15 protein-coding genes and 1 pseudogene are annotated in these 23,499 nt (G+C 68.4%); 13 read left to right on the forward strand and 3 right to left on the reverse strand.

The genetic code is table 11. The annotated features are described in order from the left end of the window. Positions 1–254: 254 nt before the first annotated feature. The 10 genes and pseudogenes from ACOQPP_RS15375 to ACOQPP_RS15420 all read left to right on the forward strand — a co-directional run bounded on the left by ACOQPP_RS15375 (position 255) and on the right by ACOQPP_RS15420 (position 12,048). On the forward strand, positions 255–2,369 hold the full coding sequence (locus tag ACOQPP_RS15375; protein ID WP_419167789.1) for a prolyl oligopeptidase family serine peptidase: 2,115 nt from the start codon (positions 255–257) through the stop codon (positions 2,367–2,369). A gap of 196 nt (positions 2,370–2,565) precedes the next feature. Next, positions 2,566–2,943: pseudogene (locus ACOQPP_RS15380) on the forward strand (ankyrin repeat domain-containing protein); the annotation flags it as partial. Further along, positions 2,915–4,819, forward strand: coding sequence for an ankyrin repeat domain-containing protein (locus ACOQPP_RS15385; RefSeq protein ID WP_420636861.1), 1,905 nt, complete (start codon positions 2,915–2,917; stop codon positions 4,817–4,819). The pseudogene ACOQPP_RS15380 and the gene ACOQPP_RS15385, both read left to right, overlap by 29 nt. A 440-nt stretch (positions 4,820–5,259) precedes the next feature. Beyond that, entirely contained in the window at positions 5,260–5,418 is a 159-nt protein-coding gene (locus tag ACOQPP_RS15390) for a hypothetical protein (protein WP_420636862.1), read from the forward strand. A gap of 84 nt (positions 5,419–5,502) precedes the next feature. Further along, the gene (locus ACOQPP_RS15395; RefSeq protein WP_420636863.1) at positions 5,503–5,721 is read left to right on the forward strand and encodes a hypothetical protein; all 219 of its coding nucleotides are present in this window, start codon (positions 5,503–5,505) and stop codon (positions 5,719–5,721) included. After that, complete coding sequence (locus ACOQPP_RS15400; RefSeq protein WP_420636864.1) at positions 5,718–6,140, forward strand: type II toxin-antitoxin system VapC family toxin; 423 nt, start codon at positions 5,718–5,720, stop codon at positions 6,138–6,140. Before ACOQPP_RS15395 ends, ACOQPP_RS15400 begins: the two co-directional genes overlap by 4 nt. Positions 6,141–6,204: 64 nt before the next feature. Continuing rightward, a complete protein-coding gene (locus tag ACOQPP_RS15405; protein ID WP_420636865.1) occupies positions 6,205–6,459 on the forward strand; it encodes a type II toxin-antitoxin system HicA family toxin in 255 nt (84 codons plus the stop codon). Continuing rightward, positions 6,456–6,779, forward strand: coding sequence for a type II toxin-antitoxin system HicB family antitoxin (locus ACOQPP_RS15410; protein ID WP_420636866.1), 324 nt, complete (start codon positions 6,456–6,458; stop codon positions 6,777–6,779). Before ACOQPP_RS15405 ends, ACOQPP_RS15410 begins: the two co-directional genes overlap by 4 nt. Positions 6,780–6,883: 104 nt before the next feature. Next, positions 6,884–8,041 (forward strand): ATP-binding protein, encoded by a 1,158-nt coding sequence (locus ACOQPP_RS15415; protein ID WP_420636867.1) that lies wholly within the window; start codon positions 6,884–6,886, stop codon positions 8,039–8,041. 251 nt (positions 8,042–8,292) lie between these two features. Then, positions 8,293–12,048 (forward strand): ankyrin repeat domain-containing protein, encoded by a 3,756-nt coding sequence (locus ACOQPP_RS15420; protein ID WP_420636868.1) that lies wholly within the window; start codon positions 8,293–8,295, stop codon positions 12,046–12,048. On the opposite strand, the gene ACOQPP_RS15425 is transcribed toward ACOQPP_RS15420, so the two are convergent. Beyond that, positions 12,024–12,974, reverse strand: a complete 951-nt coding sequence (locus tag ACOQPP_RS15425; RefSeq protein ID WP_420636869.1) for a Fic family protein — start codon at positions 12,972–12,974, stop codon at positions 12,024–12,026. The two genes, ACOQPP_RS15420 and ACOQPP_RS15425, sit on opposite strands and share 25 nt — an antisense overlap. Before the next feature lie 181 nt (positions 12,975–13,155). Beyond that, the gene (locus ACOQPP_RS15430) at positions 13,156–16,326 is read right to left on the reverse strand and encodes an aminotransferase class III-fold pyridoxal phosphate-dependent enzyme (protein WP_419167786.1); all 3,171 of its coding nucleotides are present in this window, start codon (positions 16,324–16,326) and stop codon (positions 13,156–13,158) included. Positions 16,327–16,417: 91 nt separating this feature from the next. Here ACOQPP_RS15430 and ACOQPP_RS15435 point away from each other — a divergent pair, with 91 nt between their 5' ends. Beyond that, the gene (locus ACOQPP_RS15435; protein ID WP_420636870.1) at positions 16,418–18,364 is read left to right on the forward strand and encodes a hypothetical protein; all 1,947 of its coding nucleotides are present in this window, start codon (positions 16,418–16,420) and stop codon (positions 18,362–18,364) included. Positions 18,365–18,499: 135 nt separating this feature from the next. Continuing rightward, the gene (locus tag ACOQPP_RS15440) at positions 18,500–19,576 is read left to right on the forward strand and encodes a 6-bladed beta-propeller (RefSeq protein ID WP_420636871.1); all 1,077 of its coding nucleotides are present in this window, start codon (positions 18,500–18,502) and stop codon (positions 19,574–19,576) included. 486 nt (positions 19,577–20,062) lie between these two features. Here the strand turns inward: ACOQPP_RS15440 and ACOQPP_RS15445 are convergent, their stop codons facing one another. Beyond that, positions 20,063–20,857, reverse strand: a complete 795-nt coding sequence (locus tag ACOQPP_RS15445) for a peroxiredoxin family protein (RefSeq protein WP_420636872.1) — start codon at positions 20,855–20,857, stop codon at positions 20,063–20,065. Positions 20,858–20,949: 92 nt separating this feature from the next. Here ACOQPP_RS15445 and ACOQPP_RS15450 point away from each other — a divergent pair, with 92 nt between their 5' ends. Further along, positions 20,950–23,412 carry a S9 family peptidase gene (locus ACOQPP_RS15450; protein WP_420636873.1) on the forward strand — a complete coding sequence of 821 codons (2,463 nt, stop codon included), beginning with the start codon at positions 20,950–20,952 and terminating at the stop codon, positions 23,410–23,412. Positions 23,413–23,499 lie beyond the last annotated feature (87 nt).

The raw sequence follows: 23,499 nt of genomic DNA on the forward strand, positions 1-23,499 counted from the left end.
CCGCGGCCCGCTTCAGGAATCGTCGTCGGTCGGGCAGGTGGGGCGCGTTGGGCGTGCGAGTCGTCACGGAAACCTCCCGTGCTGAGGGCCGCCGCATCCGGGCGCGATCCCGGCGCGGCAGCCGCAGTCGTTCCGGGATCAACATACGACGCCTGACCGGGACCGGCATGGGGCGAACGCCGCGGTCTATACAGACGGAGAGGCGTTTGCCATGTTTCGAGGACGTGCCGGTGGTTCTCGCACCTGGAGGTATCATGAAGACCCGCGCCCCCGTCTCCCTCCCCTCTTTCTCCTTCCGCTTCACCTTCCGCGGCCTGTTCCAGAGCTTTGTCCCGCTTCTCGTGCTCGTTGGCGTCAGTGCGCCCGCCCCTGCGTTCGCGACCCAGCAGGCCGACGGGGCACTCCCGCTCGAGACGTGGCTCGACTGGGAGCGCCTCCAGGACCCGCAGATCTCGCCCGACGGCGGCTCCGTCGTCTACGAGCGCCAGTGGGTCGACAAGATGAACGACGCGTGGAAGACCTCGATCTGGATCGTGAACAGCGACGGGACGCGACCTCGTCACCTCCTCGACGGGTCCTCGCCGCGCTGGTCTCCCGACGGGAGCCGGCTCGCCTTCCTCGCGCCGGACGATGAAGGGAACACCCAGATCTTCGTCCGCTGGATGGACGCCGAGGGTGCGGTGTCACAGGTCACGCGGCTGACCGAGAGCCCCTCGAATCTCGCCTGGTCACCGGACGGCACCCGTTTCTCGTTCACCATGCGCATGGGGGCGGAGGAGCCGACCGCGCGTCACTGGTCCCTCTCGCTTCCCAAGCCGGAGGGGGCGACGTGGACCCCGGGGCCGCGGATCATCGAGCGCCTCGTCTATCGACAGGACCGGGTCGGATTCCTGGGGGACAAGTACCAGCACATCTTCGTCGTGCCCGCAGACGGCGGGACCCCGCGCCAGCTGACCGAGGGCGACTTCAACTACGGCGTCCCGACCTGGGAGCCCGACGGCGGGTCGCTGCTGTTCAGCGGTCTCATCATCGAGGACGCGGACTATCGCTGGCAGGAGAGCGAGATCTACCGGCTCGACGCCGAATCCGGCGAGCTGAGCCAGGTGACGACCCGCAAGGGGCCGGACACTCGGCCCGTCGCGTCGCCGGACGGGCGGATGATCGCCTACGTGGGGCACGACACGACGACGTTCGACTACATCGAGTCCGCCGTCTACGTGATGAACGCCGATGGGTCGAACCCGCGCGCCCTGACGGCGGACATGGACCGCAGCCCCGGGGCGCTGCACTGGGCCCCGGACGGGCGCGGCCTCTACTTCGACGTCACCGCGGACGGCTATCGCAACATCTACCACGCGTCGCTCGACGGCGAGGTGCGGGCGATGAGCGATGGCGCGCAGATGTTCGGCCTCAACGACGTGAGCGACGGCGGCACGGCGGTCGGGATGTGGGGCGACGCGCACGAACCCGGCGACGTCTACGCCTTCCCGCTGGACGAGCCGGACCGGCGCACCCGGCTCACCGACGTGAACGCGGACGTGCTCGCCGGCGTGACGCTGGGCGAGGTCGAGCAGATCTGGAGCGAGTCGTCCCACGACGGCCTCCCGATCCACGGCTGGGTCATCAAGCCCCCGGACTTCGACGCGTCGCGGGAGTATCCGCTCATCCTCATCATCCACGGCGGGCCGCACGGCATGTACAACGGCGGGTTCAACTTCTCCTGGCAGGAGCACGCGGCGAACGGCTACGTCGTCCTCTACACCAACCCGCGCGGCAGTTCCGGGTACGGGACGGAGTTCGGAAACGCGATCCAGTACGACTACCCGAACCACGACTTCGACGACCTCATGTCGAGCGTGGACGAGGTCATCTCACGCGGCTACGTGGACGACGGCAACATGTTCGTGTACGGGTGCTCGGGCGGCGGCGTGCTGACGTCGTGGGTCGTGGGGCACACGGACCGCTTCCGGGCCGCGTCGGCGAACTGTCCCGTGGTGAACTGGTTCAACTTCCCCAACGAGGTCGACGGCAACTACCTGCGCTGGTACGCCGACTTCCGGCAGTTCCCGTGGGAGGACCCAAGCGAGCACATCCGGCGCTCGCCGATCTCGTACGTGGGCAACGTCACGACGCCGACCATGCTCATGACGGGCGTCCTCGACCTGCGTACGCCGATGGCGCAGACGGAACAGTTCTACCAGGCGCTCAAGGCGCAGAACAAGCCGACCGCCATGGTCCGCTTCGAGGGCGAGTGGCACGGCACGTCGCGCCTGCCGTCGAACTTCCTCCGCACGCAGCTCATCCTGCGGAAGTGGTTCGAGCGCTGGGGCACCCACGACGACGATCGGACGGCCGCAACCATGCCCTGATCGTCGCTGTCCCTGAGTCGGGGCAGCCGCGCGTTCTCTGGCTGTGGGCGCGAAGCCCGCCCCGACCCAGGGAGGTGAAGGAATGCGACGAACGGTGGCCGGCGTGATGCACATTGTGCTCTTCGGTGCAGTGGCCATGGCCACCAAGCCTTCGCTCCTCGCGCAGGAGCCGGAGTGCTGGGAGGGTGAGCTCGACATGCAGGCCGTGACCCGTTTCCTGGAGGTGGGCTGCGGCATCCACGAGCGGGATGCCGAGGGGAAGACTCCTCTTCACCGGGTCGCGGCCGCGAATGACCCGGAAGCTGCCGCCGCGCTTCTCACGGCGGGTGCGGAGCTGGATTTGCGGGACGAACGGGGCGCGACTCCACTGCACAGCGCGTTCTCACCGGGCTGTGAGGCGCGGCTGGTGGAATTGCTGCTGGGACGATCGGCCAGCGTCGGTGCGGTCGATGACGAGGGCCTCACACCGCTGCACTACGCAGCGCGTTGGGGGCGGTGTACCGCTACCGTCATCAACCTCCTGCTCGAAGTTGGGGCGGACGTCGGTGCATTGGACGAAACGGGCAGGACGCCCCTCCATATGGCCGGCGACTACGGCACAGGAGCCCGCGGCACGGGCGCTCCTGGATGTGGGCGCGGACGTGAATGCTCGCGACTACGATGGGCGGACCCCTCTTCACGAAGCCGTCTTCCACGATCTCGGCATCGTACAAGCGCTCCTCGAAGCCGGTGCGGATCCTTCGGTGCACGATTTCCGGGGTCAGGCGCCACTTCACTTCCGCACCTATCACTTCGGCGACGCGATCGTCCCAAAGTCGGCCTCGGAGGAGGTCGTAAGGTCTATCGTAGTGGCTCTGTTGGAAGCGGGCGCGGACATCGGCGCACGGGACCGGAGAGGCGGCACGCCACTGCACGATGCGGCCTTTTGGGGGCCGCTGGAAGCGATCTCTGCCCTGCTGGCTGCGGGCGCGGACGTGCAGGCCCGCAACGAGTGGGGCGCCACACCCCTGCACCACGCCGCCTGGCGCTGGTCAAGCTCGGCACAGGACGCCGTCACACGACTGCTTGCGGCGGGCGCCGACATCGAGGCAAGAGATGACCAGGGCGCCACACCCCTGCGCTACGGCGTCGCGAACGGCGTTGCGAGTGCAGTCGAAGCGTTGCTGAACGCAGGTGCCGACCCGAATGCCCCTGACGATGTCGGCTTCACGACGGCGCAGACGTGTTGGAAAGAACCTCTCGACGTGCCCGCCGTTACGCGCTTCCTCGCCGAGGGTTGTGACGTGAACGCGCAGGACCGGGGAGGGCGGACGCCCCTCCACGTAGTGGCTGGACAAGCCTGTAGTGCCGAATCCCTGGAGATCCTGTTGCGCGCGGAAGCTCCGCCGGACGTGAACGCGAGGGACGAATCGGGGCGTACTCCCCTGCACGGGGCCGCTTCCTGTGGGCCGGAAGTTGCCTCATTGCTTCTCGCATATGGCGCCGACGTGAACGCCCAAGATGATGGGGGAGGCACTCCTCTTCACCTCGCTGCGGCAAGCGGGGCGGTGGGAACGGTCCAGGCGCTGCTGCAGGCGGGTACGAACGTGAACCAGCAGGATGTTCGCAGACGGACGCCCCTTCACGCAGGCGTCTATCAGGGGTTCGAGACGATTGAAGTCCTAGTGGCGGGAGGCGCGGATGTGAACGCCCGCAGCCGCGAAGGCAACGTGCCGCTTCATCTGACTTCGAATGCCCTGCCGGGCACGGCCTCCACTCCGCCTGAACTGAGCGCCTCGGAATTCGCATCCGTAGTCGAGGGGCTCCTCGCCGCCGGGGCGGACCCCGAGGCGCGGAACAACTGGGGAGAGACGCCGCTTCACACCGCGGCCGGCCGCGGGTACGCCGGGGCCGTCAAGCGCCTCCTCGAGGCCGGCGCCGATCTGAATGCACGGGACGAATGGGATCATACGCCGCTGTCCAGCGCGGCGTACGGGGGCAACCGCCCCGGCGCCCTCGACTGCCTTCTGCTGCTGTTACGGTCAGGAGCGGAGGTCGAAGCTCGCAACGAACGAGGCGAGACGCCCCTTCACCTGGCGGCGAGAACCGAGAACCCGGACGTCCTGCTGGCGCTGCTTGAGGCGGGTGCCGACATCAACGCCACGGTTGACCGGGGCGAGACCGCGCTTCACCTCGCCGTCAGCGGTCGAGCGGAACGCGACTTGATCCGGTCTCTGATCGACGGCGGAGCGGATGTGAACGCCTCGGACGAACGCGGCGATACGCCCCTGCACCATGCCGTGGACTACATGGCGCCATGGGAGGTGTTCGAACTCCTCCTCGAAGCGGGCGCGGATCTGAACGCCAGGAACGCGCTCAAACACTCCCCGTGTGAGGCCGCATACAGTCGAGAGGCTCGGGCGCACATCACGCAGCTGGACATCTGCCCGGGACGAACTTCCGCAAGTTGATCCGCGGCAGATTACCGTCCGACGGTCGGCTTGGCGGATGGAGCTTCACCGCAGGCTCGCCGCCAAGGCCAGCAGCCAGCGGATGTCAATGAACGCCTGCGTGGCCCCAGCGCCTCGGAGAGATCGCGTTATGATCGAAGGCCGATGGTCCGATCCGGAGGGCGGTCCAGGGGGAGGCGAGACCGGAGCCGCAACCGTCCTCCCCCTCGCCCGTGTCCCTTAACCGGGCAGGTCGCGCGTTGTCTTGCTGTCACGGAACGCCTGGTCCATCCGGGAGGTCATGTATGCGGAGGACGGCAGTTGGTTTGGGGCGACCTGCGATTCTGGTCGCCGTTGCAATGGTCACCGGCCCTTCGCTTGTCGCACAGGAGCCCCTGCCTCGTCCAGAGGCCATCGCGCCTCCGCAGCCCTGCTGGGAAGGGGTGCTCGATCTCCCCGACGTGAACCGATTCCTCGCGGCCGAGTTGATTCAGGTGCTCTTGGGGGCGGGCGCGGACCCGAACGCCAGGGACGACAGCGGATTATCGCCGTGCGAGATCACCCGGACGGTCGATGAGACGACCCGGGCGCATGCCGTGAGCGTCGGTCTCTGCCCCTAGCTTCACGGTCGCAGCCGGAAACACGGCAGAGTGCTTGCCACGGACCTGCTCCGCCGTAGATTGTTATACATGCGTAAAACGATCTTGGCCGTACGACTTGAGGAGGACCTGCGAGAGGCGATCAATCGTCGTGCCGCCGCAGACGGGACTACGGTGTCCGGCTTCGTGCGGGAGACGCTGCGCGCGGCCGTGGCGGACCGGCCCATCGGCGAACGGATCCGTCACCTCAGAGGCACCGTTCGTCTTGCTCGCGACGACGACGAGTGGCGGACTGCGCTTCGGAGCCGTAACTGGCGCCGGTGAGGGAATGGCTCGTCGATACGGGCCCGATTGTCGCCTATCTGGATCCGGACGATCCCGCCCATAGGGAGGTCGGCGCCCTCCTCGACCGTTCCCGGGGCATGCTCCACACGACGGGCGCCGTCGTGACGGAGGCCATGCATTTCCTCGCCCGCTCGCGCCTCGGCCCCTCGGCTCTCGCGGACTTCGTCACATGCAGCGACATGCGGGTCCACGATGCGTGCCAGCCCCCCGGGATCACGACTGCGGCGCTCCTGATGGGTCGCTACGCGGACACGCCCATGGACTTCACCGACGCGACGCTCGTCCTTCTCGCGCAGCGACTCGATGTGCGCGCGGTCCTGACGCTCGACCGCAGAGGCTTCCGCACCTACCGCACGAAGGAGGGCCGCCCCTTCCGTCTGGTACTGGATCGAGCGTAAGGGCGACGAGGCAGGGCCTCCGTTCCGCTTGCTTGACGATAGCGAATATCGATATCATAATACCATGAACCGACGCCATCAGAGAACCCTCGCCACGATCTTTGACAAGCAAACGAGAGGGAATCTGAAGTGGAAGGACGTCGAGGCGATGTTTCGGAGCCTGGGCGCCGAGATTCACGAGCGGCGCGGCTCCTTGGTGATCATCGAACTGAACGGCGAAGCGGAGACCGTCCACCGTCCTCACCCGCGTCCGGAATGCGGCAAAGGACTCGTGAAGCGGATGCGTAGCTTCCTGGAACGGGCAGGAGTCGCGCCATGATCGAGTACAAGGGATACACCGGCGTCTTCGAGTACGACGAGGACTACGAGTTTTTTGCAGGCCACGTCATCGATACCCGAGACGGCATCAACTTCGAGGGCAGGTCGGTGATGGAGTTGAAGGAGTCGATGCGACGCGCCGTGGACGACTACCTGGAGTTCTGTGAGGAGAAGGGGAGAGAGCCCAGTAAGCCCTATTCCGGTCGGGTTCTCATTAGAATCGACCCGGAACTTCACCGCGAGCTCGCCGCCAAGGCCGGCAGCCAGCGGATGTCAATGAACTCCTTCATCGCCGAGCGCCTCAGAGAGATCGCGCTCTGATCGAAGGCCTGCAGTATCCCCGGCCCGACGCTGGTGGCCGCTGTACGAACACAAAACGGTGTTTCCTGCTTGCATGTGGGTAACAATGCGGTAGATTTACCCACATGTACGACAGAATCCTGGTCCGATACCTGCAGACCACGGGTCGCAGCGCCCTTATGCTCGGGCCGCGACAGGTGGGCAAGTCTACCCTGCTCTCGTCGATCGGGCCGGACCTCTCGCTGAATCTCGCGAACCCGCGAACCTTCCGCGATTATGCGAAGCACCCGGAACGGCTGCAGCGGGAACTCGAGGCGGCACCACCGACGATGAAGACGGTCTTCCTCGACGAGGTGCAGCGCGTGCCCGCCCTGCTGGACGCCGTGCAGGTCTGCCTGGATGACCAGCCCGGCCGCTTCCGGTTTCTCCTCTCCGGATCGAGTGCGCGCAAGCTCCGGCGCGGGCAGGCCAACCTCTTGCCGGGACGAGTCCACGTCCACCACCTGCACCCGCTCCTCGCCGCGGAACTGGGACAGGATTTCGAACTCGACCGCGTCCTGGCACATGGGACGCTGCCCGGCATCTATTCGGAACGCGATTCCGCCACCCGCGCCGCCGACCTCCGGAGCTACACGGACACCTATCTTCGGGAGGAAATCCAGGCGGAAGCTCTGGTACGGAACATCGGCGGCTTTGCCCGGCTGCTGGACCTGATGGCCGCTTCGTCAGGCCGTATCCTCAACGTACAGGCGCTATGCAGGGACGCGGGTCTCGGCTACGAGACCACCCGCCGCTACATCGATGTCCTTGAGGACACGCTCGTCATGTTCCGCGTCCCGGCCTGGAGTGGTTCGAGCCGTGCGAGCCTCGTCCGCCACGCGAAGATCTTCCTGTTCGATATCGGGGTACGCAACGCGTTGCTGCGGCGGCCGCTGGACGCGCCGCTCCCCGACGAACGCGGCGTCCTGCTGGAGCACCTGATCGCCTGCGAGTTGTACCGGAGGCTGGGGACGCTCTGGCCCGAGGCCGCGCTCTACCACTACCGCACCCGGCACGGGGCCGAAGTGGATTTCGTGCTGGAGGTGGGGCGCGAGGTATGGGGCATCGAGGTAAAGGCAAGCCGGCAAGTGAGTCGGCGCATGCTGAGCGGACTGTCGTCGCTCAAAGACCGCTGCGACCGGGTCGCGCGCCGGATCGTCGTGTTCCTGGGTGAGCGCCCTCAACGGCTCGATGGGGTGGACGTGCTCCCGCTCGAGGACTTCCTCCTGCAACTCCCGACCTGAAGGCCGGCCCGCGGGGAGAAGCGAGACGGGGGCCGCAACCATCGTCCCCATCGCCCGTGTCCCTGATCCGGGCAATTCGCGCGTTGTAGGACGTAGGGATCCTCGCGCTATGATCGTTAGTCGGGAAGGGGAATCCCGGCCCCTTGCAACGGAGGCTCGACTTGCGGTTCAGCGTTCGCACCATCTTGAGGGTAGCGCTACTTCCGGCTTCCGCGGCAGCGGCTGGCGGGCCCCTCTTCGCGCAGGAGCCGGTGCCGCGCGAAGAGGTGGGTCTGCCTCGGCAGGCCTGCTGGGAGGGGGTGCTCGATCTCCCCGACGTGACCCGATTCCTCGCCGCCGGTTGTGACGTGGGGGCAAGGGACGCCGAGGGCCGCACACCGCTCCATCGCAGCGCGGGAGGTGCGGGGGGTTGGAGTGTCGTCGAGCGAGATCCGGCGGCGATCCGTGCGCTACTGGCTGCCGGCGCGGATGTACATGCCCGCGACGAAAGGGGTCGAACCCCCCTTCACGATGCGGCCGGGCAGGAAATCGTCGAGGTCGTCACGGCGCTGCTGGGCGCGGGCGCGGACATCACAGCCCAGACAGAAGAAGGGTCAACGGCTCTCCACCTGTCCGCGAGCGGTACTTGCAACCCGGAAATCGTCGCGCTCCTGCTCAACGCCGGTGCGGACCCTGGAGTGCGGGATGAGTTGGGATTCACGCCACTCCATCGGGCGCGGGCCGAACAGGTTCCACTTTTGCTGGCCGCCGGGGCCGATGCCAACGCCCGTAGCGAGGCTGACGGAACGCCGTTGCACGAGAATGTCTATGCGTCGTGCGACGAAGGCGGCTCGAGGGTCGAGGCGCTCCTGGCGGGTGGTGCCGACCTGCACGCGAGAAACGAGGAGGGCGACACGCCATTGCATCTGGCACTGGGGTGGAGTTCAGCCGCGGAACTGGAGAGTCTCCTGCGGGCGGGCGCGGCCACGGAAGCAAGGGGACATGGCGGCGACACTCCGCTGATCAGGGCTGTAAGCGGACGGCGGTCAAGATGGGGTCCCATGGAGCCCGACGAAGCCCTCGCGGTCCTCCTCGCCGCCGGTGCCGATCCAAACGCGAGCGACGACGACGGTCGAACGGCGCTGCACTTCGCCGCCGCCTTCGGCGCCACTGTGGCCATGGCGGTCCTCATCGAATCCGGGGCGGACGTGAACGCCGCGCCCGGCGCCGTCTTGGATGGGTCTGGGTTATCGTGGGGTCGTCCCAACAACGGCCGGACGCCCCTCCACGATGCCGTCGCCGGTGGAAGAGCGGCGGTCGTCGCCGCACTGCTGCGCGCTGGCGCGGACGTTGGGGCACGAGACAACGGCGGACGAACGCCGCTTCACTATCCGCACGAAGCTCGGAACGGGGCAGAACATCCGGCAGTCCTCGCCCTCATGCTGGCAGCGGGTGCGGACATCAACGCGCGTTCGGATGATGGTGTGACCCCGCTTCATTCTGCGGCCGAGCACCTGAGTCCCGAGGTCGTCGCGGCCATCCTCGCCGCCGGGGCAGATCCGCGGGCGTTGCCCGACGATGGGAGGACGGCACTCCATCGAGGCGCCGGGAAGTCGGGCGTCGTCCGGCTGCTCCTGGCTGCGGGGGCAGAGGTCGACATCCCCAACGACGACGGGTCGACTCCCCTGCATAACGCGGTCCGGTCCTGGCGAGGGCGGGCTCGTGCCCAGGCTCTCCTCGATGCGGGGGCGGACGCGAGGGCGCTGGATTCCGAGGCAAGGTCCCCCTGCGATGTCTTGCGGGACCAGGCCGAGATCACCGGCGATGTCGCCCGCGACCGGGCGGACCTGGTCGCCGCGCTCCTCGGGGCCGGCGCCGACCCGAACGTGAGAGATGTCGAAGATCACGCCCCGTTGCACCTCGCCACGCCCGGCAACGGAATTCTCGCCACTTCGCTCTGGTTCCTGGCGCCTGAGCGGCGCACCGGAGAGATCGCACGGACCGTCGAGTTGCTGCTGGAGGCGGGCGCGGAGGTGGATCCAAGAGACCGACGTGCAAGAACTCCGCTTCACACGCTGGCCGGCCATTACGAGGGGGGCGGAGCGGATGGCATCGCCGCGCTGTTGGCGACAGGGGCGGACCGCGCAGCCCGCGAGGAATGGGGTGGCACGCCACTTCATGACGCAGCGCGCGGGGGAGATCGGGAAGCGGTCTCGGTCCTGCTGGCGGCCGCCGCCGAGGTGGAGGTGCGCAACGACAAGGGTGAGACTCCGCTGCACCTGGCCGCAAAGCATAGCTGTGATTCCGGGGTACTGCGGTCCCTGATCGCGGCTGGTGCCGACGCGGGAGCGCGCGACGACTCTGGAGGCACGCCGCTCCACGGTGTCGCGACGGCGGAACACGTCACGGTACTCGTTGACGCCGGCGCCGACCCAGGTGCGCGGGCCGACGACGGCACGACGGTCCTGCACGCCGTCCCCGGATACTCAACCTGTTCGCCACGCGCCCCGGTGTTGAACGCGCTGCTCGCGGCCGGGGCGAACCCGATCGCGAGAGACGAAAACGGCGACACTCCCCTGGCGGCGGCGGCGCGCGCGGGGGAGCCCGCATTGATCGAAGCTCTGCTGGTTGCCGGTGCGGATGCGAACGTCCGCAGCCGCGACGAGGAGACGCCGCTTCACCGCGCCACAGGTGAGCCCGAGTTGCTCCGGACTCTGCTGGAGGCCGGGGGTGACCCGAACGCGCGCAGCGCCCGCGGGGAAACGCCGTTGCATGTGGCGACGAGGAACAGGAGTCCGGAGGCCGTGGACCTGCTGCTTGCGGCTGGCTCCGATGTCGCTGTTCCGGACTCCAGGGGCTCCACACCCCTTCATCACGCCGCCCGATTGACCCGGGCGGAACTCGGCATCGTCGAGGCGCTCGTGGCCGCGGGCGGGGATCTGAATGCGACTGACGGGAACGGCGACACGCCTCTCCACCGGACGGTGCACGACGGCGGCGACGCGGAGTTGATCTCCGCCCTCATCGCAGCGGGTGCGGACCCTCACATCAGGGGCGCACGTGACCTTACCCCTCTGCACCGAGCGGTCGGGATTCCGAAGCTGCTTGCGTCCTTCGTGACGGCGGGCGCCGACGCGAACGTGCCGGGGCAGAACGGCGACACGCCGCTGCACGCCGCGACGAGGGCGGAAAGCCCGGAGGCGCTTCGGATACTCCTCGAAGCGGGGGCCGACCCGAACCGCGGAAATGAAGCGGGCAAGAGCCCGGTCCACTATGCGGTGCGGCGCGGGAATCCCGTCTTCCTCGAAACACTGAGGTCGGCCGGGGGAGATATCCACCTGCGGGATACTGCTGGAGCCATGCCCCTGCACGACTGGGCCAGGGACGGTCACGATCCCGTCATTCTGCGGTTGCTTGTCACGGCGGGCGCGGATCCGAACGCGCGCACCGATGCAGGGTCGTCCCCCCTCCACCTGGCAGTGCCGAACGGGTCCAACAGTGCGACCCACGAGCAGGACACGCGCGCGGCCGTCGACAGGACTTCCGCTCTCCTCGCCGCGGGCGCCGACGTCGGTGCGCGGGACCATCGCGGGCAGACACCGCTCCACATCGCGGCGGTGATGTGGATGCCCGAACTGGTCGATGTACTGCTACAGGCGGGAGCAGATGCGCATGCGAGAGACCACAGTGGCGCGATCCCCCTCCACGAGGTACGCACCCCCGAGGCGATGAGGCTTCTCCTTCAAGCCGGCTCGTACGTCGCGGCCCGCCGCGAGGATGGCCGAACGCCCCTGCACACGGCCTGGGCGGCCGAACCCGAAGCGATCGCGATGCTCCTCGATGCCGGGGTCGATGTCACCGCGAGGGACAACAGCGGACGCACCGCCTGCGAAGTGCTGCAGGGGCGACCAAGGCTGCAGGAGAGCGACGTGTGGGAGCGCATCTGCGGTTTGCCATCGTCCTTAGGGGCCCTCCACGGGACTCGCCGACCTTGTCCGGACGGCTATTCCGCGCGGTCCCGGCGGTAACGGGAGGCTTGGTATTCCTCGATCCAGCGACGGGAGCTTCGCCAGCGGCCGTCCGGGCCTCGCACGGCCTTGAGCCGACCCCGGGCTGCCGCCATCCGCAGGGCAGGTGCCGTCAGGTCCTGATCTGCCAGTGCGGCCAGCGGGACCAGCCGGGCCGGGCCTGCTACGGCCGGTATGACGAAACGATAAAGGTTGTCGAGGATCGCCCGCGCGAGCATCTCGCCGAGTGGTCCGAAGTCGCCCCGGTCGCCTCTCCGCAACGCGGTGAGATACCGAGCGCGATCCCGCTTGTAGATGATCACCGGCGGATACCCCAGCCGCACAAGGATCAGGTTCAGGACGAGTCGGCCCGTACGGCCGTTCCCATCGAGGAACGGGTGAATCTGCTCAAAGCGGCAGTGGAGTTCCGCAAGTGCCTCCGGGAAAGCGACCGCGGCCGGGTTGATCGCGTTCGCCTCAGCCAGCCAACGGGCCATCCGGGCAGGTACGAGCGGCCACGACACCGGAATCATGCCTCCGGGAAACCGCCGGATGTCGTGCTCGCGGAAACTGCCGGGTGCCTCCCGGTCCGTCGCGTCGGGGTGTGGCGCAACCTCCCACACAGGGGCCATTGCCGAGTGGTGAATCTGGCGCACCTCCGCCAGGCTGAGGATTTCTCCGGGGTGGAACAGCCCGGCCGGGTCGAGTGCCTGCCGATACACCCACTCGGCCGCTGAACCGTATCCGCGCACCTCGAGATACTCTCGAAGTTCCCGGTTGCCGACCGCCACTCCATCCGCCAGCAGTCGTTCGACCTGCTTGAGGAGGAGCGTGTTACCCTCGATGGCGGTGGAGTGGTGAGCTTCCTCGTACCAGATTCCGCGCCAGATATCTCCAGCCTCCTCGGGTCGAGGGAGCCCGCCGAGACGTTCGCGGAGTTCGGACACCTCGGTGCGCAGCTGATGGTACAGATCGCGGCGAGGGGGACGTCCTCGTCGAGGCGTCGCGGAGTGGTTTTGTTCGTTCATAAGGCAACTAACGTAACAGAACACATTCCGGGTGCAACGTCCGGCTGGGACCTCCGACCCTCACAGCCGCAGCCGCGTCGCCAACGCCGAGCCGCGCGCGTCAGCGCAGGAAGGCGGTCTCCGAGAGGACCTCGTCGAGGTTCGAGACCAGCAGATCCGCGTCGGCCTCGGAGAAGACGAGCGGCGGCTTCATCTTGATCACATTGTGGTCGGGGCCGTCAGTGCTCAGAAGGATGCCGTGGTCGCGCATGCGCTGGACGGCGGCGTCCGCCAACGCGGCGGCCGGTTCGAGATCTTCTCCCTCGCGCACGAACTCGATCCCCGTGAACAGGCCGCGGCCCCGGGCGTCGCCGACCGGACCGTGCCGGTCGCGCAGATACTCGAGTCCGCGCAGCAGGCGTGTGCCGACGAGGGCGGCGTTCTCCCGTAGGCCCTCTTCTTCGATCACGTCGAGGACGGCCAGACCGATGGCGCAGGAGACGGGGTTGCCGCCGTACGTGTTGAAGTACTCCATCCCGTTGGCGAAGGACTCGGCGATCTCGCGCGTCGTGAGGACTGCGGCGAGAGGGTGTCCGTTCCCGATCGGCTTGCCGAGGGTGACGATGTCGGGGACGACGCCGTGCTCCTCGAAGGCCCAGAAGTGCGACCCCACGCGGCCGAAGCCGACCTGCACCTCGTCGGCCACGCAGACGGCGCCGTGCTCGCGGGCCGCCGCGTAGGAAGCCGCAAGGTATCCGGCCGGGAGCGGGATCTGACCCCCGCAACTCAGGATCGATTCGTGGAAGAAGGCCGCCGCGCCGGGCGGACGATCCCCGAACCAGGTCGGCTCGGTCTCGAGCGCCCGCGCCGCCTCTCGGACGTACCCGGCGTAGAGCGGCGCGACCTCGTTGTCCGGCCCCCGGTGAAGCCCCCGGAAGGTGTCCGGCATGGGCGCCATTCGGACCCAGGGCCGTAGGCCCTTCCCCCCGGGGCCGTTGAACTTGTACGGGCTCAGGTTCACGACCGAACTGGAGTTCCCGTGATAGGCGCCGTCGAGGACGACGGCACCGACCTTGCCGGTGTACGTCCGCGCCATGCGGAGGGCGAGTTCGTTCGCTTCGGTGCCGGAACAGACGAGGAAGCACACGTCCAGTGGGGCCGGGAAGAGGGCGGTCAACCGCTCGGTGTAATCGAGGATGGCCTCGTGCAGGTAGCGCGTGTTGGTATTGAGCGCGGCCATCTGCCGCCGCGCAGCCTCGTTTACTCGCGGGTGCGAGTGGCCGACGTGGGCCACGTTGTTCACGCAGTCGAGGAAGGGCTGGCCCTCGATGTCGTACAGCCAGCTTCCGCGCCCCCGCACGATGTGGAGCGGCCTTTGATATGAGAGACTCAGCGAGGGGCCGAGGCGGCGGTCGCGGTCCTCGATGAGCGCGGTGTGGGTGCGGGGACGGGACGCCGTCGTCTCGCCCGGGATCCGGAGCAGGTGGTCCGGGTCGGGACTCACCGCCGTCCAGGTGTCGCGCGCGCTCGGGGCACAGACGCCCGGGAACGTCCCGTCGTAGCCCAGCGGGTCGACGAAGATCTGGAAGTGCAGGTGCGGCGCCCAGTCGCCGTTGCCGGGCGGCGCGCCGATCCAGCCGAGCGTGTGCCCGGGGTCGACGAGGTCGCCCGGCGAGACGGCGTTGAGCGATTCGGGGGAGAGGTGTCCGTACAGCGTGCGGAAGCGCACCGACCCTTCGGCAACTTCCGTGCCGGGTTCGAGTTCGTGTTCGAGAATGACCGTCGGGCCGTAGTCGAGTCGCTCGGCGTTGTCGTGCACCGACACGACGCGACCGGCGAGCGGTGCGAGGACCGGTGTCCCCGGCTCCGCGAACAGGTCGACGCCGAGGTGGACGGTGCGCCACTCGTCCACCTCGTTGCCCGGCGCCCGGAAGGCCTCGCCCGTGTACCACCATCGGACCTCGTCGTAGCGCCCAATCCCGATCGCCCCGCCCGCGTCGCGCATCTGGTCGAACAACCGCTGCGAGAACGCCGAATGGTCGGTGGGATCGAAGCTCCCGCCGTCGTCGCCCGACTCGACGCTCAAGTCCAGAGTGACTATCGGTGCCACGCGCGGGTCCGGATCGAGCACAGGCGCGGCGTCCGGGGCGGCCCGCTCCAGCGCCGCGATCACGCGCCCCGTCTCGGGGCAGGGCGGGTGCCCGCACGCTTCGCGCAGCCGGTAGCGTCCCAGGTTCGGCGGCGTGCCGTCCAGCCGTTCGAGCACGTCCCAGGCGGGGGCCTGGCTGACGAGAAGGTAGTCGTTGTCCGGTTCCTGCGCGCCGCGGACCGACGACACCGTCACGCTGAGCGCGAGCCGGAGACGCGCCAACTCGTATACGACGTCGGCTTCCGCCTCGGTGACCTCGTGTTCGGCCGCATAGCCGCGGGCCACGTCGCGGAACGCGCGCAGCGGATCGCGCGTCCCGCATCCCGCGTACGCACAGGCCACCGCCAGATCGGCCACCGTCCAGGACCGGATCACGTCGCCGAAGTCCACCACTCCGACGATGTGCGGCGCTCCGTCCCGCATCCGCCCGGGGTCGACATGGATGTTGGCCGGGTTCGCGTCGTTGTAGATCACGCTCTCGCGCAACTCGGCGGCCCGCGGCTTCACGACCGCGGCGTGGCGTTCGAGGATGCGGGCGAGAATCTCTCGGCGCTCGTGCCCCGGAATCGCGGCCAGATTCTCGTCGATGAGCGAGGCCGCATGGCGCAGGTCCCAGATCATCGGTCGGTCCGCGCCGCTCACCCCCGCCGAGGATCGATCCAGGATCCCCACGAGTCGTCCGATCTGCTTCCGAAGTTCGGGACCCTGAGGCCGGAACCGATCCAGCGGGAGGCCCGGCACCGCATCCAGGAAACGGACGAAATGGCGGCTCCCGTCGAGGGCGCGTTCGATGAGCCGCCGACCACGCGCGTCGCCCTCGGATGCGGGGCGCCAGTGGGGAAGCGTGAAACAGGACTGGGACTCGGAAAGCGCCGTCAGCATGGCCGCTTCCTCCGCCAGGACCGCCCGGTCTTCGAGTGCGTTCGAGACCTTCAGATATCCGCAGACTCCTGACCCATCCGAGCCCCCGTCCGAAATCTCGAACACCCGGTCGCGCTCGCTCGCGCACTCGCGGGCCCGCCCGTCCACGCTCCAGTGTTCCAGGACGAGCCCTGCCGCAGTCTCCTCCGAGACGGACGGTCTCCCCGCCGCGTATCCGGCATCCAGCGTCTCCATGGTGGCCGAAGCTCCCACGCGGTTCATGCCCGGTCAACCGCCCCGGTTGTTGCCGCCCGGGTCCGTCGAACCGAGCTTTCGAGCCCCGGTCCAATCGCATCCGCACATGGAGAAAACGATGTCGCTCCGCTCCAAGCTTCTGGCTTCCGCCCTCATCCTGGGCGTCGCGGGCCCATCGGCCGTCACCGCGCAGGAGCGGGCGTACGCCGTCGCGTCGCCCGCCGAACTCGAACTGGAGGTCGGCGCGACCTTCCAGCTCACGGCGGAGATTCACGGGGCCGCGGAAGAGGACGCCGCTTCAAACGCCGCTTCAGAGGTGCGCTGGTTCGCGGCCGACGACGGGGTGACGGTATCGGACGTCGGCCTCGTGACGGCCGTGCGGCCGGGCGAGTCGCGAGTGGCGGCCATGTTCCGCGGCCAGCCGAGCTGGGTCACGATCCGCGTGCCCCGGCTCGAAGCCGCCCGGATCGAGGCCCGTGTCGGCGGCCCGGTCTACGTCGGGGCGACCGCCGCCCTCGAACTCGCCGCCTATACGGAGTTGGGCAGCGCCGTTGAGGACATCGAGTTCGTCTACGCGTCCGCCGACCCCGGCATCGCGGCCATCGATGAGGCAGGCCGGGTCCTCGGCCATGGACCCGGACAGACCCGCCTCACGATCTCCGCCGGAGACGCCGAGGTTCAGGTCGAGGTGACGGTCGAACCGAACCCGGCCGAGGATTACGAACTGGTCGCTGCCGGGGACGGCTCCCTTTCGACGGGAGATGTCGCCGCGCTTCAGGTCATCGGTCGCGATGGCCAAGGCCGGGAGATCGGCTTCCAGCCGTTGTGGAGCGTGACCCCGGGCGGGGCCGAGGTCCACCCCGTCGACGGCCGCGGGCTCTTCGTGGCCGAGGAGCCGGGGACGTACAGCGTGACCGCGATCGTGGGTCCCGCCATCACCCGCACGATGCCGGTCCGCGTCGAGCCTCGCCGCCACACCGCGCACCTCGAAATCGTGGGGAGCGGCATCGCCACCGCCCACCGGGCCGGCGACACATGGGTCTTCGAGGGCGTGGACGAGCGCGACTACGCCTATATCGGGACCTTCTTCCACGACTGGATGAAGGTGTGGGACGTGACCGACCCCACGCAGCCGGTGCTCACGGACTCGATCCAATTGGACGCCCGCCGCATCAACGACGTCAAGATCCACCCCAACAACCGGCTCGGGATCGTCACCCGCGAGGGGGCCTCGAGCCGGCGCAACGGCATCGTCTTCCTCGATCTCTCGACCCCGGCCCACCCCACGATCCTGTCGGAGTACACGGACACGGTGACCGGGGGCGTGCACAACGTGTGGATTCTCGGGGACGAGGATCTCGTCTATGTCTGCCACAACGGGACGAGCGAGATCGTGATCATGGACATCGCCGACCCCGCCAACCCGCGCGAGATCAACCGCTGGGTGCACGACGAGCCGGTCCGGAGCCTCCACGACGTCATCGTGCAGGACGGCTACGCCTACGCGTCGTTCTGGAACGAAGGCATCTACATCCTCGACGCGGGGGCCGGTACGCACGGCGGCACCGCGCGCGATCCGAAGCTCGTCTCGCGGTGGGTCTCGGGGCAGGGGAACACCCACGTCGCTTGGCGCCACGGCAAGTACCTGTTCGTGGCGGCGGAGATCTATCCCTCGGACTGGGACGCGAACGCGTTCGGCCCCATCGAGGCCCGCGGCTATGTGGAGGTCCTGGATATGACCGACATCGAGAACCCCGTGAAGGTCGCGCACTACACGGTGCCGGAGGCGGGCGCCCACAACCTGTGGAGCGACGATCGCGACCGGCTCTACGTCGGCTACTACCAGGCGGGGCTGCGGGTCCTCGACATCTCCGGCGAACTGCGCGGCGACCTCTACCGCCAGGGCCGCGAGATCGGCGCGATCAAGACCTCATCGCCGGAGGCCGCCGTACCGAACTGGTCGATGACCTGGGGCGCCCAGCTGTTCAAGGGCCGGATCTACACCTCCGACCTTCACTCCGGGCTCTGGATCGCCCGCCTCGTCCAGGAGGAACTCGTCCCCTGACGCACGGAGGATCGCCGCGCACTCCGGTCCGTTTGCTCCCGGTCGTCGCAGCGACTGTCGCCGCCGTCGGCGGACTCGCGGCGCAAGAGGCGTCGGACACGCTCGTTCTCGAGTCCAGCCTCACGGTCCCGGACAGTGCCCCTCACGTTCGTCCTGCAGCTCGTTCCCGGGGCGGATGGCTCGGTCTTTCTGCTCGACGCGCAGACAGACGGCGTACTGGCCTTCGGTCCGGACGGGGTGTTCCGCCGGCAGATCGGCCGGCGGGGCGAAGGTCCCGGCGAGTTGCTCTCTCCGTGGCGCCTCGGGTTGCTGGGACGGGATACGCTGTGGGTCACCGATGCGAGACGGTCGAGCGTCCACCTCTACGACGTGTCGACCGGGATGAGCCTCGAGGACTTCGGGTCGGCCGGATGGGAAGCCGCAGGCGGTGGGGGGCGGCTGCGGCCGTTCGCGGTTCTGGCCGACCATCGTGTCGTGGCGACCAGGCGGACGGAAAGCGATGCGACCGCCGAGGTGCTCGCGTTCGACTTGGCGGGACAACGGACCGGTCCCGCGGGAGTCTCGCTCTCGACCCTCGACCTGCGGGATCGATTGCTGGTGGTCCCGGTGCCGGCCGGGGGTGGCGGCCTCCAACTGCGCAACCCGTTTTCGCACAGCGACATGCTGGCCATCGATCCGTCCGGAAGACAGGTCGCCGTCATTCGGCGGCCGGAGCCGGCCGACCCCGGGGCATTCTTCGTCGTGGAACGCCACAGCGTGCCTGAAGGCGGCACGGGGTCGATCCAGGTGCCGTATACGCCGCGGCCTCTTTCAAGCAGGGATGTGCGAGCGTGGGCCGAGGCCCTCGGCCCCCTGGGGCGAATGGTCGAACTGGGCGTGTTCCCGAGCCGCGCGGCCGGGGTCGAGGCAGTCTTGGACACGCTCGATGCACCCGACTACTATCCGCCGATCGAGAACCGTGGACGCGGTATCGTAGACGAGAGCGTGCTGGTCGATTCCGGGGGCGTCGTGTGGCTTCAGGCCTCGGACCCGGCCGAGGGCGCGAACGACTGGATCGTCGTCTCACGCGAAGGAGACCAGGTCTCGCACGTGGCTGTGCCGGATGGCATCAGGCTCCTTGCCGTCCACGGTGACCGCGTCTGGGGTGAGGTGCGGGACGGTTTCGGCGTGCCGAGCGTTCACACGTACCGGATTCAGCCATCGCGCCGGTGACGAATCGATGCCTCCCGCTGCTGCACCAACCGTCCCGTGCGTGACGACCTCGTGACTTCAGCGGAGCTTTGAACGTCTACCCGGCATGAAAACGACGCCTCGGCCCATCCGTTCGGTCTGGCTCGCGAGCCTCGGCCTCGCGCCGATGTCGCTTCCCCTCGCGGCACAGGAGAGGGGGCCGCGCCTACGCGGAGTGCTCTTGGCACATTCCACCCGATCGAAATAGATGAGTCCCGCTTTGGCGGCGTGCTTTACTTCGAACGCCTCCCCGAACACGTCGCGCCTGGTCGGTGGCTGATGCGCGAGTGGAGGATTGCCCGTCCTGTGCTGGTCTTCAAGGCTCTGTACCGAGTGGGCAAATACGCCACGGTCTGGCCTCGAGCCGACCCGCTTGCGAGCAGCGGGGAGGTCCTGGCAATCGTCAGGCCCTGATACGGACGGTCGGGAGAAAGACGCCTCCGGAACGGCGATCGCGACCGACCCTCTCTACGGCTCCAACGCCTCCAGTGCGGCGAGGATGTCGGCGTTCTCCGGGCGGATGGTGTAGTCGACTTCGGTGAAGCTCCAGCGCACCGTCCCGTCCATGTCGATGACGTAGGTCGTGGGGTGCGGGATCTGGCGTCCGCGCCCGTCGTCCTCGTTGAGGAGTCCGTAGCGGTAGATGATCGCGGAGCCCTCATCGGCCAATAGCGGGAAGTCGAGCGCGTAGTCGTAGTCCTCCAGGACGCGGTCGGCCATCATCACAAGTTCTTCGGGCGTGTCGGGGGCGACGGCCAGGAGTTCGGTCCGCTCGCGCTGCTCCGGGGTCAGGAAGTCACGCAGCTCTCCGAGCTGCTTTGCGCAGTAGGGTCACCAGTGTCCGCGGTAGAAGAAGAGGACGACGTTCTTCTCTCTGCGGTAGTCCGAAAGGGTGATCGGCTCGCCGGTGCTCGCCAGGGCGGTGAAGTCGGGTGCGGCATTGCCGGCCGCCACTCGCCCGAGGTCCGCGGGTGGCAGGTCGCGGCCGTCCACGGGGCCAAGAGCGACCTGCGTAGCCTCGGCGGACTCGGCCGGCGCCTCGCCCTCCATTCCGGCTTCATCCCCCGGCGCGCAGCCGCCCAGCCCGAGGGCAAGAACTCCGCCCCCTGCGAGAAGTCGGAGGTAGCGTGCGTCCAACATTCCGTCGCTCCTTTCGAGTGTTCCACCTGCGACTCGAGTCCCCGTCCGCAGGTCCCGCAACGCTATCGATCCGCTGTCCCGGGCGACAGAAGCCTGCGGCTGCTGGCCCCAACCGCGCGGCATTCCGCGGTGTCCGCGTCGTCTTGCGCCCGCCACCGGCGGCTGGGACTATGCCACGGTTGTCCTGATCGAAGTCACTAGCCGGAGCCTGTACCATGCGTTTCAAGCCCCTCCCCTCCCGACTCGCCCTCCCTCTCGCGCTGATCTTTCTCGCGGCCACGACGGATCTCGCCGCGCAGGAAGGCGCCGAGGGCTACCAGACGCCGGCCGCAGAACTCACCGCGCTCGTTGACGCGCCCGCGACCCCGGGCGTCAGCCTGAGCCCCGACGAATCGATGATGCTGCTCACGATGCGGCCCAGCCTGCCGTCGATCGGAGAGGTGGCCGCGCCCGAACTGAGGATCGCCGGTCTGCGCATCAACCCGCGCACGAACGGCCCGAGCCGGGCCCGGCCGTCGAACGGTCTCGCGCTGCGAACGCTGGACGGTGACGAACGCGCGGTGACGGGCCGCCCCGAGAACCCGCGTATCCGGAACACGCGCTGGTCGCCGAACGGGAGTACGGTGGCGTTCACGCACGACACCGACTCCGCCGTGCAGCTCTGGGTGCTGGACGTCGCGTCCGCGGCGGCGCGGCGCCTGTCCGACCTCGACATGGTGAACGTGGGCTTCGGGGCCCCGTTCAACTGGTCGCCGGAAGGGGACTTCCTCTATGCCAGGGCGGTTCCGCCCGGCCGCGGCCCGGCGCCCGCCGAGCCGATGGTGCCGACGGCCCCGATGATCGAGGAGAGCTCGGGAGAGGCGGCCCCGGCCCGCACATACCAGGATCTGTTGCAGGACCAGCACGATGAAGCCCTGTACGAGTACTACTCGACGGCGCAGTTGACCCGCGTCGGTCTCGACGGGTCGGTGGCCATGATCGGAGAACCGTCGATCTTCTCGGGCGCCACGCCGTCTCCGGACGGCCAGCACCTGCTCGTCCAGACGACCCACCGACCCTACTCGTACCAGGTTCCGGCTTCCCGCTTCCCGAGGACGATCGAAGTGTGGGACGCGCAGGGGAACGTGGTCCACCAGGTCGCGGAACTGCCGCTGCAGGACGGCGTCCCCACGTCGTTCGGATCGGTCGCCACCGGCGTGCGCTCGATCTCGTGGCGTGCCGACGCCGACGCGACCCTCTACTGGACGGAGGCGCAGGATGGGGGCGACGCCCTCGCCGAGGCCAACATCCGCGACAAGGTGTTCACGCATGCGGCGCCCTTCTCCGGCCAGCCGATGGAACTCGCCGCGCTCCCGCTGCGCTACGGCGGCGTGATGTGGGCCGAGGAAGGCTACGCGCTCGTGAGCGAGAACTGGTTCTCGACCCGCCAGCAGCGCACCTACCGGATCGATCCGGACGCCCCGGGCGAGATGGAGCTGATCTTCGACCTCCAGACGGAAGACCGGTACAACGACCCCGGTTTCCCGATGTTCACGACCACCGAGCGCGGCCAGGGCGTCCTCATGACCGCCGACGGAGGGGCTTCAGTCTACCTGGCGGGGCAGGGCGCCTCCCCCGAGGGCAACCGTCCCTTCCTCAGGAAGCGGAACCTCGAGACGGGAGAAGAGGAGGAGTTGTTCCGCTCCGAGGCGCCGTACTACGAGGGCGTGGTGACGCTGCTCGAGGACGGTCGGCTGATGACCCGCCGTGAGTCGGTAGATGAGCCGCCGAACTACTTCCTGCGCGATCTCGACGGAGGCACGATCAGCGCGGTGACCGCGTTCCCGCACCCGTACCCGCAGTACGCCGGGATCCGCAAGGAAGCGATCCAGTACGAGCGCGGGGACGGTATCCCGCTCTCGGCCACGCTCTACCTGCCGGCGGACTACGATCAGGAGCGTGACGGGCCGCTCCCGACCTTCGTGTGGGCCTACCCGACCGAGTTCAAGAGCGCCGCGGCCGCCGGCCAACGCCGGGACTCGCCCTACCAGTTCACGCGGATCCCCTATGGAGGTGCCGTGCCGTACGTCACGCGCGGCTACGCCGTGCTCGACAACGCGTCGATGCCGGTGATCGGCGAGGGAGACGCCGAGCCCAACGACAGCTTCCGGGAGCAGCTGGTGGCGAACGCCCAGGCCGCGGTCGACGAGGGCGTCCGGCGCGGCGTGGTGGACCCGGACCGGGTCGGCGTGGGCGGACACTCCTACGGCGCCTTCATGACCGGCAACCTGCTCGCGCACTCGGACATCTTCCGGGCGGGGGTGGCGCGGAGCGGCGCGTACAACCGCACGCTGACGCCGTTCGGCTTCCAGCGCGAGCAGCGACTCTTCTGGGAGGACCCGGACCTCTACCTCTACATGTCGCCGTTCATGCACGCCGACAAGGTGAACGAGCCCATCCTCATCATCCACGGAGAAGACGACAACAACTCGGGCACCTTCCCGATCCAGTCCCGCCGCTTCTACGCGGCGCTCAAGGGGCTGGGGGCGACCGCGCGGCTCGTCTTCCTGCCCGCCGAGAGCCACGGCTACGCGGCCCGCGAGTCGGTGCTGCACGTGCTGTGGGAGACCGACCGCTGGCTCGACATGCATGTGAAGCCCGCGAAGCCCGTCACCACGACGGACAACGCCGAACGCTGACGTACAGGCCGGCCGCTCCACGAACCATGCGCGCCCGCCCGCTTGGAGGCGGCAGCACCGCCGCACTGATCATGCTGCTCCCCGTAC

The sequence above is a fragment of the Candidatus Palauibacter sp. genome (genome assembly GCF_965222475.1).
Lineage (GTDB): Bacteria > Gemmatimonadota > Gemmatimonadetes > Palauibacterales > Palauibacteraceae > Palauibacter.

Coding starts and splice junctions, on each gene's coding strand:
- ACOQPP_RS15375 (WP_419167789.1), top strand. CDS start 255: ATGAAGACCCGCGCCCCCGTCTCCCTCCCCTCTTTCTCCTTCCGCTTC.
- ACOQPP_RS15450 (WP_420636873.1), top strand. CDS start 20,950: ATGCGTTTCAAGCCCCTCCCCTCCCGACTCGCCCTCCCTCTCGCGCTG.
- ACOQPP_RS15430 (WP_419167786.1), bottom strand. CDS start 16,326: ATGAACCGCGTGGGAGCTTCGGCCACCATGGAGACGCTGGATGCCGGA.
- ACOQPP_RS15405 (WP_420636865.1), top strand. CDS start 6,205: ATGAACCGACGCCATCAGAGAACCCTCGCCACGATCTTTGACAAGCAA.
- ACOQPP_RS15410 (WP_420636866.1), top strand. CDS start 6,456: ATGATCGAGTACAAGGGATACACCGGCGTCTTCGAGTACGACGAGGAC.
- ACOQPP_RS15435 (WP_420636870.1), top strand. CDS start 16,418: ATGTCGCTCCGCTCCAAGCTTCTGGCTTCCGCCCTCATCCTGGGCGTC.
- ACOQPP_RS15415 (WP_420636867.1), top strand. CDS start 6,884: ATGTACGACAGAATCCTGGTCCGATACCTGCAGACCACGGGTCGCAGC.